This window comes from Spirillospora sp. NPDC048824 (assembly GCF_043198455.1).
In the GTDB taxonomy this organism is placed as follows: Bacteria; Actinomycetota; Actinomycetes; order Streptosporangiales; family Streptosporangiaceae; genus Spirillospora.
In genome coordinates this window covers 342044-357448 of the sequence record NZ_JBICUS010000008.1, presented here as the reverse complement: position 1 = coordinate 357448, position 15405 = coordinate 342044, and the positions used below count along the sequence as shown (strand labels likewise).

Below are 15405 nucleotides of genomic sequence, written 5' to 3'. Positions count from 1 at the left end.
GCTCCGGGTCGGGGTTTTCTCCGTTCCGCACCAGGCCGCGGTGTGGGGAGTCAACGAACCGCGCGCGGGGAGTCCCGTTCCGGGCGGTCCTGCGCTTTACTCGCTTCTGATGGCTTTGTTCGGCAGATCGCGTTCCCGCCCGGCGAAGGACGCCGCGGCACGGGATCTTTTCGAGCGCCTGCGGTGGCGTTACTTCCAGGTCACCCCGGGCGTGCGGTTCCTGGGCGGGGTGCTGTCGGTCGCGCTCGTGCTGTCGGCCGTGGTCGTGCTGGACGGGCCGATCCTCCGCGCGGCGGCGGCCACGGTGATCCTGCTCGTGGTCGTCCATCTGACCTTGCGGTCGCCCACGGGCATGACGGTCGTCGCGGTGATCGTGTCTTGGCTGGCGCTGTCGGTGCCTCTGGGAGGTCTCTTCCCCGGTGAAGGGCGGCCGCCCTACCTGAACCCCGCGCTGCTCCTGGCGGTGCTCGCACTGCCCGTGGCGGTCGTCGCGTTCCGTCTGCGCGGGTACACGCCGTGGCGCACCGCGCTCCTCGCCCTGGGCGCCGCCGGCGTGGTGACGGCGGCGGTGGTCCCTCTGCTGCCGGAGGCGAGTGTGGCGCCCGGCTGGGCCGCGGCCCTCGCCGTCCTCGCCTACCGCTGGGACCAGGCACGGCGCGCGGTGCCCGCCGAGGCCTACGAGACCGGCTGGGTGCAGGAACAGGCCGGGCCGAAGGGGGACGGGACGGCAGGGCCGCGCAGGAACCCGTCCGGCCCCGACAGGCGTGAACGGCCCGACCGGGCCGATAAGGGGGACAGGCCGGGCAGGCCCGGACGGTCCGACCGTTCCGGCGGATCCGACCAGCCCGGCGGCGGATCCGACGGGCGAGGCCCGGCCGATGACGCCGCCGCCGCATCGGCTGCCACGCAAGCGGGCCACGGGCAGCGCGCCGCGGCGCAGGCGGCCGCCACCGCCGCCGACCGGGCCGGCCCGGCCGAGCCCCGAACGGAAAAGGTGCCTGAGATATCCGTGGCCGAAGCACTCGCCGAACTGGAGGGCATGATCGGGCTTGAGCCGGTCAAGCGGCAGGTCCGCTCGATCGCCGCGTCCATCGAGGCCGCGCACATGCGCGCCGCCGCCGGGGTCCCCACGGAGAAGCCGATGCGGCACTTCGTGTTCGTCGGACCGTCCGGTACGGGCAAGACCACCGTGGCGCGCGTCCTGGCCAAGATCTTCTACGCGTTCGGGCTGCTGCCGGAGCGGACCGTGGTCGAGGCGCACCGGGCCGACCTCGTCGGTGAGTTCCTCGGCGCCACGGCCATCAAGACCAACCGGCTCGTCGATTCCGCGCTCGGCGGGATGCTGTTCATCGACGAGGCGTACAGCCTGGCCAACTCCGCCGAAGGGCAGCCCGACCGGTTCGGTGACGAGGCCGTGCAGACACTTCTCAAACGCGCGGAGGACGACCGCGACAACCTGGTCATCATCCTCGCGGGATACGACGCGCAGATGGCCGAGTTCCTCGACTCCAACCCCGGGCTGGCCTCACGGTTCGGGACGCGCGTGCATTTCCCGTCGTACAGTCCGTCCGAACTGCTGCAGATCGCCGACTACCACACCGGGCTCCGCGAGGACCGCCTCGACGCGGAGGCCCGGCAGCGCCTCGCCGTCCGGTTCGAGGAGGCCGAAAGGCGCGGCATCGTCGATGAGCTGGGGAACGGAAGGTTCGTCCGGTCGCTGACCGAGGCGGCGGCGCGCGCGCGGGACGTGCGGGTCGTCGACGCCGTCTCCGCCTCCACGGGACCGGCCAACCCCAGCGCCGACGACCTGGTCACCCTGCGCGCCGAGGACGTCGAGACCGCGTTCGCCGAGGTCACCGAGCGGTACCGCGGCTACGCCGAGACGCCGACGCTGGACGAGGCGCTCGGCTCGCTCGACGCGATGATCGGACTCGAACCCGTGAAGCGGCAGGTCCGGGAGATCGCCGCCCAGCTCCAGGTAGCCCGGATGCGGCACGACCAGGGCCTGGTCACCCGGCCGCCGACCCGCCACTTCGTCTTCACCGGGCCGCCCGGCACCGGCAAGACGACGGTCGCGCGCGTGCTCGGCCGCATCTTCGCCGCGGCGGGCCTCCTCGCCCGTCCCGAGGTGGTCGAGGCCCAGCGCGCCGACCTCGTCGGTGAGCACCTGGGCGCCACCGCGCTGAAGACGAACAAAATCGTCGACTCCGCGCTCGGCGGCATCCTGTTCATCGACGAGGCGTACTCGCTGACCAACCCCGGCTACTCAGGCGGTGACGCGTTCGGCGCCGAGGCGGTGCAGACCCTGCTGAAGCGCGCCGAGGACGACCGGGACCGCCTCGTCGTCGTCCTGGCCGGTTACGAGGGCGACATGGACCGGTTCCTGTCGTCCAACCCTGGGCTCGCCTCACGGTTCGACGTCCGCGTGGACTTCCCGTCCTACGGGCCTGACGAACTGCTCCGCATCGCCCAGCTCATCGCCGAGGAGGGCGGCGACCACTGGGAGGAACGCGCCCTCGACGACCTCGCCCTGGTCTTCCAGCGCGTCTGCGGGGCGGGCCGGATCGACGAGCTGGGCAACGGCCGCTTCGCCCGCTCCATGTACGAGAAGGCGTGTGCGTGCCGGGCGCTGCGGGCCGCCGAACTCGGCGACGCCGCGACGGCCGACGACCTCACGCTCCTCACCACCGAGGACGTCCGCGACGCGTTCGCCGACGTCACCCACCGGCTGGCGTGAGGTGAGCCCCGGGCACGTCCCGTCGGCGGCATGCGCTGTAATCGGGGCATGACCTCGGTGACGTGGGCCCAAGTGCTCGCCTGGCGGATGCGGCGGCAGTTCATCGACTCTCCGGGCGACGCGTCGGCCGTGCAGATCGCGCGGCGCCTGGCCGGGGTGCAGGCGCAGGTCGCCTCGTCGGCGGAACTCGCGGTCGCGGTGCGGCAGGCGGCTCCCGAGAAGGGCGCCGTGGCGCGGGCGCTGCTCGACGAACGGACCCTCGTCAAGACGTGGGCCGCGCGGGGAACCCTGCACCTGCTGCCCGCCGACGAGGCCGCCGCCCATCTCGTGTTGTCCGCCGCCGTCCGCAACTGGGAGAAGCCCGCCTGGCAGAAAACCTTCGGGGCCACGCCCGCCGACCTGGAGGCGATCGCCGAGGCGGCGGGGGACGCCCTCGCCGATGGGGCGGTCCTCACCCGCGAGGAGCTCACCGCGGCCGTCGTCGAGGAGACCGGCTCACGGCATCTCGCCGACGTGCTCGGCTCCGGCTGGAGCACGCTGCTCAAACCACTGGCCTGGTGGGGTGTCCTCTGCCAGGGGCCGCCGCAGGGCACACGCGTGACGTTCACCTCGCCGGAGAGGTGGCTGCCCGGCTGGACGGGCCTGCCGCCGGTGGAGGACGCCGCCCGGACGGTCATCCATGCGTTCCTGGGCGCGCACGGGCCCGCGACCCCCGACATGTTCGACAACTGGCTCATGCGCAAGATGAACCGGAAGAAGGACGTCAAGAACTGGTTCGCGGCCGCCGAGGAAGCACTCTCCACCGTCGAGGTGGACGGCGTGCAGATGTACGTGCTGCGGGAGCACCTGGACGAGCTTCTGGCCACCGCGCCCAGCACGTCCGTCCGGCTGCTCGGCGCGTTCGACCAGTACGTCCTGGGGGCCGGGACGTCCGCGACCTACCTGGTGCCCGCCGAGCATCGCAAGGACGTGAGCCGCGCGGCGGGCTGGATCTCCCCGGTCGTCCTGCACGAGGGGCGCGTGGCGGGTGTCTGGGAGGCCAAGGGCGGTGACGTGGCCGTGACCCCGTTCGAGGACATCCCCGCCGCTCCGCTCAAGGACCGGCTGAGCCGCCTGGCGGCGCTGCTGCAGTGAGAGCCGCCGCACCGAAAGATGTGCGGCGGCCCCGGTTCACGGCGGGTTCAGGCCGTTCGTCTAGGGTGCCGTTCCGTGGAACAGCGAGACGAGACGGGCGAGCCGGTCGAGCGGGACGAGCCGCTCGAGTACGGGCAGAAGCGGTACAAGGCGCCGGACGGTGCGGCCGAGCTTCTGCTGATCAGGCACGGCGCCTCCGCGCCCGCCCGCCCGGAGCGGCCGTTCCCCCTCGTGGACGGTCAAGGCGACCCCGACCTCGCGCCAGAGGGGCGTGAACAGGCCGAGCGGGTCTGTGAGCGGCTCGCGGACGAACGCCTCGACGCCATCTACGTGACGACCCTGCGCCGCACGGCGCAGACCGCGGCGCCGCTGGCGCGCAGGCTCGGGCTGGAGCCGCGCGTCGAGGCCGGCCTGCGCGAGGTGCACCTCGGCGAATGGGAAGGCGGGATGTTCCGCAAGATGGTCGCCGAGAACACCCCGGTGGTGCAGCGGATGTTCACCGAGGAACGCTGGGACGTCATCCCCGGGGCGGAGAACCACGAAGCGTTCGCGGCGCGCGTCGACGAGAGCCTCACGCGCCTCGCGGCCGCACACGCGGGCGGCCGGGTCGCGGTGTTCACCCACGGCGGTGTCATCGCGCAGGCGCTCGCGTCCGTGACGGGGGCCAGGCGGTTCGCGTTCCTCCCCCCGGACAACGCGTCGATCTCCCTGCTGGTGAGGCTCGGCGGCCTGTCGTCCATCCGCGGATTCAACGACGTCTCCCACCTGGACTGGTCCGTCCCCGCGCCGTTGACCTAGAGGCGGAACGGCTGGGGACGGAACGGTCAGAGGCGGAACAGGACGCGCTGGCCGGGCCGCAGTTGCGCGGCGTCGGCGACGGCGGCGGAGGCGAGCACCGCGACCACGGGGTAGCCGCCGGTCGTCGGATGGTCGGCCAGGAAGATGATCGGCATCCCGCTGGGCGGCACCTGAAGCGCACCGGTGACCATGCCTTCGCTGCCGATTTCGCCGGCGCGCGCGCGGACGATGCGCGGGCCGTCCAGCCGCACACCCACACGGTTGCAGTCCGGCGACACCTCATAGGGCGTGGACATGAGGGTGGCCATCGCGTCCTCGGTGAACCAGTCCTCACGCGGACCCGGCAGGATGCGCAGCACCGGCGTCTCCTGCATGGGCGGGACGGGCGCGACGTCGACGGCGATCTCCGCGAGCCCCGTGGCGGAACCGAGGGGAAGGCGGTCCCCGGATGACAGGGGCGCGGGGCCGAGCCCGGACAGAAGGTCGGTCGAACGGCTCCCCAGCGTCTCGTCGACGGCGACGCCACCGCGGACGGCGACGTAACTGCGCAGTCCCGACGATGGCGTGCCCACCTCCACCAGCGCGCCGGCCGCGACGTGGACGGGCGCGTGCGTCCCGCAGGCGCGGCCGCCGATGCGCAGCGGCGCGGGCGCACCCGTGACCGCGACCCAGGCGTGCCGGTGAAAACGCAGTGCCGCCCCGCCGAACGTCAGTTCCAGTGCCGCCGCGCCCTCCGGGTTCCCGACGAGCCTGTTGGCCAGGCGGAAGGCGCGCTCGTCGGCGGCGCCGGAACACGGGACGCCCAGGTGGGCCCGGCCGGGCCTGCCGAGATCTTGGACGGTCGCCAGCGGCCCGGGCCGGACGACCTCGATCAAGAAGACCCCCGGGGAACGAATCGGACGCGCATGCCCGGCCGCAGCAGCGACGGCGGGTCGCGCGTCACGTCCCACAGCCGCAGCCCGCTGCGTCCGAGCAGCCGCCAGCCGCCCGGCGACCGGGACGGGTAGACGGCCGCGTACCGGTCCGCGATCGCGACCGAACCCGCCGGGACCGACGTGCGCGGCGACGCGCGGCGCGGCACCCGCAGCACCGGGTCGAGCCCCGTCAGGTAGCCGAATCCCGGGGAGAAGCCCAGGTAGGCGACCGTGTACGTGGCGGCCGAGTGCCGGTGGACGACCTCGTCGCGCGACAGCCCGGTGAGGTCGGCGACCTCGTCGAGATCCGCGCCGTCGTAGACCACCGGGAACTCCACCGGCTCCGCGTCGCCGCCGGCGTCCTCCGGCAGCCGCAGGTGCGGGAGCCGCGCCGCGAGACCCGCCAGATCCGCCGATGGATCGGCCACCACCAGGACGCTCCGCTCCCCGGGGACGACGTCCACGATGCCGGGCAGAGGCTCGTTCCGGAGCGCGGCGTTCAACCGGTGCGCGGTCGCGAGATCCGCGGTCTCCACCAGCAGGGCCGCGTCACCGGCCCGCCGCACCTTCATGCGAACGACTCCAGCGCGACGCCCGCCTCGGCCAGCGCCACCCGGACGGCCCGCAACAGAGGCACCGCGCCCGGAGTGTCGCCGTGCACGCAGACCGAACGAGCCTTCAACGCGACTTCGGTACCGTCCGCCGCCAGGACGATGCCGTCCACGGCCATCTGAACGACCCGCTCAACGACGGCGTCCGGATCGTGGATGACGGACCCCGGCTCCTTGCGGGACACCAGCGCACCCGCCGGCGTGTAGGCCCGGTCGGCGAAGCACTCGGCGACCACGGTGAGCCCATCGGCGACGTCGTGCACCGCGGAACCCGGAAGGGTCAGCAGCGGAAGCGAAGGATCGTACGCGCGTACCGCGTCGGCCACGGCGCGGGCCTGGACGACGTCACGGGCGACCCGGTTGTAGAGCGCCCCATGCGGCTTGACGTAGGAGACACGTCCGCCCTCCGTGCGCGCCATGCCGTCCAATGCCGCGAGCTGGTAGAGGATCTCGGCGGTCAGCTCCGCCGCGGGCACCTCCATATCGCGGCGTCCGAAACCGGCCAGGTCCCGGTACGACACCTGCGCGCCGATGGTCACCCCGCGCTCGACGGCCGCGGCGCACACCCGCCGCATGATCAGAGGATCGCCCGCGTGGAACCCGCACGCCACATTCGCGCTCGTGAGCATGTCCAGCAGCGCCAGGTCGTCGCCCAGTTCCCAGATGCCGAACCCTTCGCCGAGATCGGCGTTGATGTCGATGACCGCCATGGCAAGACTCCCAACCCGATTATCTCAGCTCAGACGGTCTCCTCGCGGACGTCCTCGACCTCGTGTTCGGACGCCCACGCCTGGTAGACGCCGCGGTCGAACACCTCCAGGCCGAGCCGTTCCGCCACCGGCGCCTTGCCGCCGCTGTACTCGACGCGCAACCAGCCCTCATGCTCGCCCAGCACGACGAACGGTTCACCGCGCCAGACACAGTGTGTCGTGACGTACTGCAGATGGTCGACGTCCTCCAGCGGCACCACATGGATGTACCGGTCGGGCATCACCTGCCTGAAACCGTCGGTGTGCCGAGAGGCGTAGAGGCGCACGCGGTCACCGTCCGGGCTCGCCTCGTAGTCGGCGCCGCGCCAGCCCGCGTAGAAGCCGTGCCGGATGCTCATGCCCGTCCCCCCGGCCTTTCCTGCTGCTTCAGCAGCCATCTGCGCAGATCGGCGTCGTAGCTCGCCACCAGCGCCTCCCGGCCGTTCGCGGTGAGGCGGTACATCTCGGCGCCGTGCGGCAGCCGCTGACTCTCGATCTTGAACTCCGGGATGGCGGGCCCCTCGCCCGGCGCGTACCCCGAACCCGGGAACGGCGCCTTCTCGATCACCCATCCGCCCGGGATGATCCCCATGCTCCACTCGTCGATCCCGCCCAGCGGCCGCCGGAACAGCGGCGGCTTCACCGCCGGCCACCGGATCGCGTGGATCTCCTCGTCCGCGGGCGTGAACGGCGAACCCTCGTACACCAGCCCGAGGCAGCGGATCAGCGCGCCGGGAGTCGTCATCTCCCGGACGTCCTTGAAGCGGTGCACGTAGCCGGCGACCAGGTCGTAGCCGCCCTCCAGGTAGTGCTGCACGTGCTCGGGCCGCACCACCTTCTGCATCACCACGACCGGGGACGCGCCGTCCGGCGGAGCCTGGCCCTTCTGGCCGGGGTCCTTCGCGGGGGCCTTCCGCTTCTCGGCCGCGCCGCCGCTCTCACGGCCGGCGACAGGGACGTCCTGTGTCGGGATCCGCCGCTCCCGCCCTCGCCCGCCCGGCGCGTTCTGCGGGCGGGTTGGCGCGTCCATGCCGGCGCCGGACCCGGCGTGCGGGGCGACGGGGTCCGTCCGTGTGTCGCGCACTCCGCTCTGGGGCGCGCTTGTTCGGTTCTGCGTGTAGACGGGTGTTGCCTGAGCCGCAGCGCTCTTGCCTGGCACGCCGCTGGGCGGGCCCTGGGGCGGGCTCTTTGCCGGTCTCGGCACAGGGTTCGGCGGCGGGCTCTGCGCCGGTCTCGGTACAGGGTTCGGCGGCGGGCTTTGCGGCGGGCTCTGCGCCGGCCTCGGCACAGGGTTCGGCGGCGGGTTGGGGCTCTGCGCCGGGGCGGTTGCGTTCGGTGCGGTGCTTTGCGGGCCGGCCGGGACGGTGTGGTGCCTGGAGACCGTCTCCGTGGCCTCACGCCGGCCGTAGGCGGGCGCCACGGGGAGGCCCTGCGGGTCGCTCGGCGTCTCCCGGGACGGCTTCGCCGACCCGCCGTGCCCGAGCACCGGGATGCCCCGCGGGTCGCCGACGGTCTCCCGGGCCGCGGGGGCCGCGGGGGCCTCGGGCCGCCGCGTCGGAGGAGGTGCCGCGGCACGGGGCGCGGAAGAGTCGACGGGCGGGCGTGTGGGCTCCTGTGAGGCCGCGGGGAGGTCCGAGGGTGCGGGAGATTCCGTCCGCGGCGGGGCGGAGCTCTCCGGCCGCCTGGGGGCCCGCCGGTCGCCGGTGGAGCCGCCGCGCGTCCCGGTGCGGGACGAGGCGCCCGCGACACGGACGTCCGTCGGTGCCGGCGGCGCCGGGTCGGCGGGCTTCCGCGGCTCCTCCGGCTCGAACAGCGCGGTGGCGTCCAGATAGGACGCGCTGGGGAGGCCCGGGTTGACCGCGAGCTGCCAATCCGGATGCGGCCAGTGGCGGGACAGCTCCGACAGCGACGCCTGCCTGTGGTGGATCGCCTGGCCCTGCAGGGAGCGGTCCATCGCCTCGGGGGAGGTGAACGCCAGGACGAACGTGCCGTCCCCGAACTGGGCGGTGGCGAACTGGTGCTCGGCGGCCCCCGGGTCGCCGGGAGCGGGCAGATACAGAACCGCGCGTGCGAGCAGGTCCAGGTAACCGTGCTGGTCGCCTCGTTCACGCGCCTCCGCGAGCGCGGTCTCCAGCGTGGAACCCGCGGGACGGGCAGGACGCGCGTCGGGGCGAGCGTCCGCATCGGGGACCGCCAGCGGGATTCCGAGCCCCGGCAGCGCCAGCGGACCGCCCTCGGGACCGGACCGGCTCGCCTGGTAGACGAGTTCGAGCGGCGATTCGACGCGGTAGACGTCACGGAACGCGCCGACCATCAGCCCCGCGAGGAGCGCGCAGGCCTCCAGTTGCTCGGCCGAGGCCCGGGCGCCACCGCGGTCGCGAAGCAAGAACTGGTGCCACCAGTTCTTGCGTTCCTCCTCGTCCGGCGGTTCCCAGCCGAGCGCCCTGAGCCGCCGCTCCTGCCGCGAGGCGAGCGGGCGGGGCAGGAATTCGCTGCTGACCGCTTCGGCGTCGAGCACTCCCTCGGCCCTCATCGCCTGGACGTAGGGCAGCCCGCTGGGGCCTTGCACGATGAGGAACGACGTGACCGGCAGCCGGGAGAGCTCCAGCGTCAGTCGTTTGGCGAAGTCGTTCCAGTCCACTCGGGATCCACTTTCACGTCCATGGTGCGGGTGCCGTACTCGACGGTAGCCGAACGGGGCGTCACTCGGTCCACGGTGCCGGAACGGCGTCGGCCCTCACCGGCGCCCAGACACCGCCGACGGCGTCGTAGACCGCGAGGGGCGTCTCGTCGCCCTCGCCGGTCCAGCGCCAGAGGCGGGCGCCGTGGGGCAGCCGTATCGGGACGCCCGCGGCCTGCTGCTCCGGGACGGCGGACCGCCTGCTCGTCGGCGCACCCAGCGGAAGCGCCGCGTCCGCCTCCGGCGTGACACGCTCTGCCTCGACACGCTCCGGTTCGAGCCGCTCGCGCTGCATGCGCTCGGGCTGGAGACGTTCGGCTTCGCGCCGCTCGGGCTGCACGGGCTGCACGGGCTGCACGGGCTGCACGGGCTCGGGTTCGAGGCGCCCGGGCTCCAGGTGCTCAGGCTGCACGAGTTCAGGCTGCACGAGCTCAGGCTGCGGGGGCTCAGGCTGCTGGAGGGGCTCGGGCTGAAAATGTTCGGGCTGGGGGGGCTCGGACTGTCGGGGCTCGGGCAGAAGGTGCTCGGGCTGCGGGCGTTCGGGTTCGAGCCGCTCAGATTGCAAGGGCTCGGGGCGCACGGGCTCGGGTTGAAGGTGCTCAGGCTCTGGGCGTGGCGGTTCCGGGAGTGGCGGGCTCGGCGGCTCCGGTGCGGGGATCGCCGGTCCTGCGGCCTGCGGCTCGTGAGGCTGCGGGTCGGCGGGCACCGCTTCCGCGCCGGCGCCGGTCTCCAGGGGCAGTGCGGGATCCCCGGCTTCGAGTGCCGCCCGCAGATCGGCCGCCGTGAACGGGTCGATCGCCGTATGGGAATCGTCGTGTGCGTCGTCCACGCTGGGGGCCGAACCGTTCACGGTGGGGAGCGAGCCACCTGCGACGGGGTTGGGCCCAGCGAGCGCGTTGGGGTCGACCGTCCCGTACGGGTTGGGGACGTCTGGCTCGGCGGGCGGCGGAGCGTCCGGGCCTCCGTGCAGGCGGGGGATGACGGACGAGTCCAGGAGAACCTCGCTCGGCAGGCCCCAGTTGATCGCGAGACGCCACGCGGGGTCCGGCCAGCCGGCCGCCAGCCGCGCGAACGAGGTGCGCCGGTAGAGACCGGGGTGCCGGTCGCCGGTGCGGGCCAGGGCGCTGGGAGAGGTGAACACCGTGACGTAGGTGTCGCCGCCGACGGTGGTGGCGGGGAACTCGGCGCGGTCGGGATCCTCCACCGCGGACGCCGTCGCGGGAAGCACCAGGTCGGCGTTCGCCAGCAACTGGAAGTACGTGGCGTTGTCGCCGCTCGACTTGGCCTCGGCCAGGCGGAGTTCGAGAAGGTCGGCGTCCGCGCCGGGAGGGCCCTCCGCCTGCAGCGGCATCGAGATCCCCGCTGGGTGGGTGCCCGCGGGCAGGGGATCGGCTCCCGCGAGCGGGCCGCCGGGCGGTTCGCCGACCGCGCCGCCGGACGAGGAGCGGCGCTGGTTCACCCGCGACGAGTCGGCGACGTCGATGCCGAAGTCGAGCAGCTCGATCAGGCCGGTGCCGTGCCGGTGGAACGACTCGTACACGAGATCGGACGGCCGCCGGATGCCCTGGACGTCGCGGAGCGCGGTGACCATCACGTCGGCCAGCCGCGAGAAGTCGCCGTCGGACACCGACAGCATCCCGCCGGGCACGCCGAACTCCGGCAGCTCCGTCCACCAGTTGCGCGGGGCGGGCTCGGTGGGCGGACGCCAGCCGGCGTCGCTCATGACCTCCTCGTCGGCCAGCGTGAGCAGCAGCGGCCCATCGAGAAAGTTGTTGCTGACGGCCTCGGCGTAGAGCCGGTCGGGCTCGCGCATGGCCTGGACGTAGTGGCGGCTCTCATCGCGTTCGCGCACGATGAGGATGGTGTCCCGTTCGAGACCCGCCAGTTCACGCCCCAGCCGCCGGGCGAACTCGGACCACTCCAACAAGATCACTCCCTACGACCGGGGGCCGGTCCCCGGGCCCCCGCGAGACCATGCCCGAGACCCGATGATTGTCGCCGGGGACGCCGCGCGCAAACCGGGAGTTCACTCGGGCGGGGGTTCGTGACGCAGCACACGCAGGGCCTCGCGGAGAGCCTCGGGATCGTTCCCGGAACGGTCGAGGACGTCAATGAGCTTGTGCAGGATCTCATGGCGCTCGTAGCCGACGTCGAGCAGCGACTGGGCGGTATCCCACAACTGCGGCGGCTCGCCGTCCCACAGCCGTTCCGTGAGGCGTTCGTGGGCCTCGATGTGTTCCTCGTCGGCGCCGGGATGCTCGAACTCCAGGACGACGCGGCGGTCGTCCGGGTCGGCGGGATCCAAGGTCGACAGGTTGATGAATCCGTGCCGCCCGGACCGGCGGTGCGTGCCCGACAGGAACGGCAGGGCGAACGCCCGGCGGGGCAGCGCCTCCAGGTCGCCGTCCGGCAGCAGCCGTCCGACCAGTTCACGGTCGAGGCCGTACGCGGACGGGTCGCGGTAGGCGTCGGAGAACTTCGCTGTGGCGTCCCAGAGGGCGTCCAGCGTCGCCCTGATGCCCTCCTCGGGCAGCCCTGTGCGGTTGCCCGCCCACCGCACCCACGCGGCCAGTACGTGAGGTACAGCATCTTGTTCCGTCGGGGAAAGTAAAACCTTCCGTGGCAGCCAGTCGAGGAGGAACATCTCGCATTTGAGGGGGCTGACCCGCAGCGGCCGGCCGAAGTCGTGCGTGCAGCCGTAGTCGATGATGCGGTCGACGCACCGGCTGGCGGCGGAGCGGTCGGACAGGCCCTCGGCCTCGTCCGAGGCGAGGAACCGCGCGGCGATCGTCGCGCGCCTGTCGCGCCCGTACACCGGCGGCTGGGGCAGCCGGCCGCCCGGCGGCAGGATGTCCACCCGCGCCCGGACGAAGGCGTGGTAGGTGCCGAAGTTCTCGTTCACCGGCGGATCGTCGGTGTCGTCGGTGAGGTCCAGTGCGCTCCACAGCAGCGCCTTGGTGTCGCGCGGGTCGAGCTGCTCGAACCGCATCAGCGGGTTGTCGCGGCCTTCGCGGCGGCAGTGGTCGAGGAGCTTGTCGACACGCGACGAGACCCAGGCGTCCCTGACCATCCCGCTCGTCGGCGGCCGTCCGGCGCGCGCGGCGGGGGCGAACGGGTCGCCCGCCGGCTGGACGGCCCCGGCCTTGTTGCGGTCGACCAGGATGACGAGGGCGTGCCGTTCGGCCCCTCCGTAGCTGTAGGTGCAGACGATGGAGTCCTGGTCGCCGAAGACGTCCCTGGACACGTAGCAGCCCTCGGGGGCGACCATTCCGACGCGGTCCGCCCACCCCGGCCTGGCGACCCCGTTCTCCATCAGTTCGAGCGCCGCACGCTCCGCCCTGGCCGCCTGCCGCGGCGTGCCCATGTAGGCCATGCCGGTGAGCAGTGCCAGCGCGGCCGGTGTCCCGGCCGTCCTGGCGTAGTCGACGAGGGCCTCGCCGATGACCTCCTCGACGTCGCCGTCCGGTACCCGGTGCCCCCACCAGGCCCCGAGGATCTCGCTGACGATGAGTTCGGCGTCCAGGGGGCTGCGCACGGCCAGCAGTTCGCGGGCGTGCTGCAGCATGCCGTCGAAAATCGCCGAGACCTCGTCCGGGGGCGTCGATCCGTCCCAGCCAGGGTCCCCGGTGGAGCGGTGGCGGCTGCGGGGACTCACGCTTCTAGCCTCTCAGATCCGGCGCGGGTGATGTGCAGGACATGTCCGAGACCCGCTGGGCAACCGCACCGCAGGGCACGTGCACAATCCCGCAGGTGCCCGTGTACAACGCCCACAGGGTACGCGCAGTCCCTTCATCGGATGCTGCCGGCTGCTCAGCCGTCCACTCCGTCCGCCGGCGCGCAGCCGGAAGGCGGCGCCGACTTCAGTTTTCCGGTGAGATGCTCGCGCGCCATCCGTTCGACTCTGGCGGGCGTGGCATCGAGCCCCAGATGGGCCATGCACGCCTGGACGTCCACCACGCACCGGTGCACCGCGTCCAGGGGAAAGGTCGCGAACTCGTCGCCAAGCCGTTGTGTGAGCTCGTCGCGAGCCTCGCTCCGGTGATCGGCCAGTGCATGCATTTGCGCACACCTCCGCACGCGGGGATCCGGCGGACGGGGACGCCGCCGGCCGAGACGAAGCGCGTACGGACTGACCCCGGCTCGGGACTTCCGCGCGAACCCCGCCTCGATGTCCCATTCCAGCGCTTTTGTGGGGAGAGTCAAGACATACCGGGGCGTCGTTTCGCAAAGTCTGAGCCGTCTTCCGCGGAGGTCTCGTCCGGATCGGCGTCCATCGCCGTGACCTGCGCCTTTCGTGATGGCCGCCGCATGGCGTCGGCCCATCCCGCGTGGTGCCGCGCCGCCCAATCGAGATCGACCCGCCCGGTGAGCATCCCGTCGAGCGCGCCGCGGTCGCGGAACGCCTCCCACAGGTGCCCCACGGTCACCGCGGCGATGAGGAGGAAGAGCCAGTCGTGGACGAACGTGGCGCCCGTCCTCCACCGGTCTCCCCATGGGCCGGGGAAGGTCATGATCTCGCCGGTGCCGAGCATGATGAGGATCGCCCCGGCGGTGAACGCCGCGTTCAGTTTCTGCCCCGCGTTGAACTTGCCCACGGGGAAGATCCCGCGGCCGCCGCGCACGACCCTGCGGTCACTGCTCTTGAGCCATTGCCAGTCGTGCGGGGCGAATCTGTTGAACCGCCGGAGATCGGCCCTGAAGGCGCGGGACACGAGGCCGAGGACGATCGGCGCGGGCAGCGCGAACCCGCACCACACGTGGACGGTCTTGACCACCTCTCGGTAGCCCACAAGCGTCGACAGCACCGGCAGGTACAACAACGCCGCGGTCACCAGGCAGATCAGCATCAACAGCGCGGCCACGTGGTGAATCGCCCGCTCGGCACGTGTGAACCGCTCCAGCCGGACCCGCCTGGACGAGACCGCGTCACGCTGCAACACGCCATGGTGCGGCACGTCAGGTCGGGACATCGTCACGCCCGTTCGACCGCCCGACCCAGGCATGCACGTCGTATCCGAGGTTCTCCCAGTAACCGGGAACGAGCTCGTCGGTCAGTTCGATGCCGCCAAGCCATTTCAGCGACTTGTAGCCGTACATGGGAGCGACGTAGAGCCGCGTCGGCCCGCCGTGATCGTGTGTGACCGGTTTGCCTTCCATCTGCGTCGCCACCAGGACGTCCCGCCGTCGCGCCTGTTCCAGCGTCAGCGACTCGGTGTAGACGCCGTCGAAGGACGTGAATCGCACGGCACGGGCCTTCGGTGATACGCCGACCGCGTCGAGCAGATCGGGCAGCGCCACCCCGGCCCACTTCACGTCCGGGACCCGCCAACCCGTCACGCACTGGAAATCCCTCTCCAGCGCCGTCTGCGGCAACTTCGCCAGGTCGGCCATGCGGAAGGCCTGGGGCTTGTCGACAAGGCCCTTGACCGTCACACGGTGGGTCGCGGCACTGTGCCGCTCCACGCTCCCGGTGATCGAGTAGTAGCGAAAACCGCCTGCTGCCGGGATGACGTCGCTGATCGGGCCCACGGGTGCCAAGGCGCGACTCACCTTGTCCTGCACGGACGCCCCCACGGCGACCCCCGCCACGCCGAGGCCGAGCATCCCGAGCACCACCCGCCGTCCCACGGGACTGCCTTCTGGCCGCTCCTCCTCATTCACCTCTTCATTCGAGCACTGTGGCCCGCGCCATGCCAGGTTTCGGCCGCCCCGTAAGACTTCTGACAGATCTCGGGCGCGGTGGAAACCCTCACCGGGCCGCGGCATGGACGAACGCACCCAA

13 protein-coding genes are annotated in these 15405 nt (G+C 72.4%); 3 read left to right on the top strand and 10 right to left on the bottom strand.

Annotation, left to right across the window (positions count from 1 at the left end):
• Positions 1 to 109 precede the first annotated feature (109 nt).
• The 3 genes from ACGFIS_RS18965 (at position 110) to ACGFIS_RS18955 (ending at position 4669) form a co-directional block, all read left to right on the top strand.
• Positions 110 to 2737 (top strand): AAA family ATPase, encoded by a 2628-nt coding sequence (locus ACGFIS_RS18965; protein ID WP_392899458.1) that lies wholly within the window; start codon positions 110 to 112, stop codon positions 2735 to 2737.
• Between the two features lie 48 nt (positions 2738 to 2785).
• Positions 2786 to 3871, top strand: a complete 1086-nt coding sequence (locus ACGFIS_RS18960) for a winged helix DNA-binding domain-containing protein (RefSeq protein WP_392899455.1) — start codon at positions 2786 to 2788, stop codon at positions 3869 to 3871.
• 75 nt (positions 3872 to 3946) lie between these two features.
• Positions 3947 to 4669, top strand: a complete 723-nt coding sequence (locus ACGFIS_RS18955) for a histidine phosphatase family protein (protein ID WP_392899452.1) — start codon at positions 3947 to 3949, stop codon at positions 4667 to 4669.
• A 26-nt stretch (positions 4670 to 4695) separates the two neighbouring features.
• Here the strand turns inward: ACGFIS_RS18955 and ACGFIS_RS18950 are convergent, their stop codons facing one another.
• The 10 genes from ACGFIS_RS18950 to ACGFIS_RS18905 form a co-directional block, all read right to left on the bottom strand.
• The gene (locus ACGFIS_RS18950; protein ID WP_392899449.1) at positions 4696 to 5544 is read right to left on the bottom strand and encodes a biotin-dependent carboxyltransferase family protein; all 849 of its coding nucleotides are present in this window, start codon (positions 5542 to 5544) and stop codon (positions 4696 to 4698) included.
• Entirely contained in the window at positions 5541 to 6155 is a 615-nt protein-coding gene (pxpB, locus tag ACGFIS_RS18945) for a 5-oxoprolinase subunit PxpB (protein ID WP_392899445.1), read from the bottom strand. Before pxpB ends, ACGFIS_RS18950 begins: the two co-directional genes overlap by 4 nt.
• On the bottom strand, positions 6152 to 6904 hold the full coding sequence (locus ACGFIS_RS18940) for a LamB/YcsF family protein (RefSeq protein WP_392899441.1): 753 nt from the start codon (positions 6902 to 6904) through the stop codon (positions 6152 to 6154). Before ACGFIS_RS18940 ends, pxpB begins: the two co-directional genes overlap by 4 nt.
• A 29-nt stretch (positions 6905 to 6933) precedes the next feature.
• The gene (locus ACGFIS_RS18935) at positions 6934 to 7302 is read right to left on the bottom strand and encodes a hypothetical protein (RefSeq protein WP_392899438.1); all 369 of its coding nucleotides are present in this window, start codon (positions 7300 to 7302) and stop codon (positions 6934 to 6936) included.
• Positions 7299 to 9584 (bottom strand): SseB family protein, encoded by a 2286-nt coding sequence (locus ACGFIS_RS18930; protein ID WP_392899435.1) that lies wholly within the window; start codon positions 9582 to 9584, stop codon positions 7299 to 7301. Before ACGFIS_RS18930 ends, ACGFIS_RS18935 begins: the two co-directional genes overlap by 4 nt.
• Before the next feature lie 61 nt (positions 9585 to 9645).
• Entirely contained in the window at positions 9646 to 11550 is a 1905-nt protein-coding gene (locus ACGFIS_RS18925) for an SseB family protein (RefSeq protein ID WP_392899433.1), read from the bottom strand.
• 99 nt (positions 11551 to 11649) lie between these two features.
• Positions 11650 to 13188, bottom strand: a complete 1539-nt coding sequence (locus tag ACGFIS_RS18920) for a hypothetical protein (RefSeq protein ID WP_392899608.1) — start codon at positions 13186 to 13188, stop codon at positions 11650 to 11652.
• 245 nt (positions 13189 to 13433) lie between these two features.
• Positions 13434 to 13682: a hypothetical protein gene (locus ACGFIS_RS18915; protein ID WP_392899431.1), complete on the bottom strand. Its 249-nt coding sequence runs from the start codon at positions 13680 to 13682 to the stop codon at positions 13434 to 13436.
• Positions 13683 to 13822: 140 nt separating this feature from the next.
• The gene (locus ACGFIS_RS18910; protein WP_392971906.1) at positions 13823 to 14560 is read right to left on the bottom strand and encodes a cytochrome b/b6 domain-containing protein; all 738 of its coding nucleotides are present in this window, start codon (positions 14558 to 14560) and stop codon (positions 13823 to 13825) included.
• A gap of 19 nt (positions 14561 to 14579) precedes the next feature.
• On the bottom strand, positions 14580 to 15284 hold the full coding sequence (locus ACGFIS_RS18905) for a molybdopterin-dependent oxidoreductase (RefSeq protein ID WP_392899424.1): 705 nt from the start codon (positions 15282 to 15284) through the stop codon (positions 14580 to 14582).
• Between the last annotated feature and the right edge of the window lie 121 nt (positions 15285 to 15405).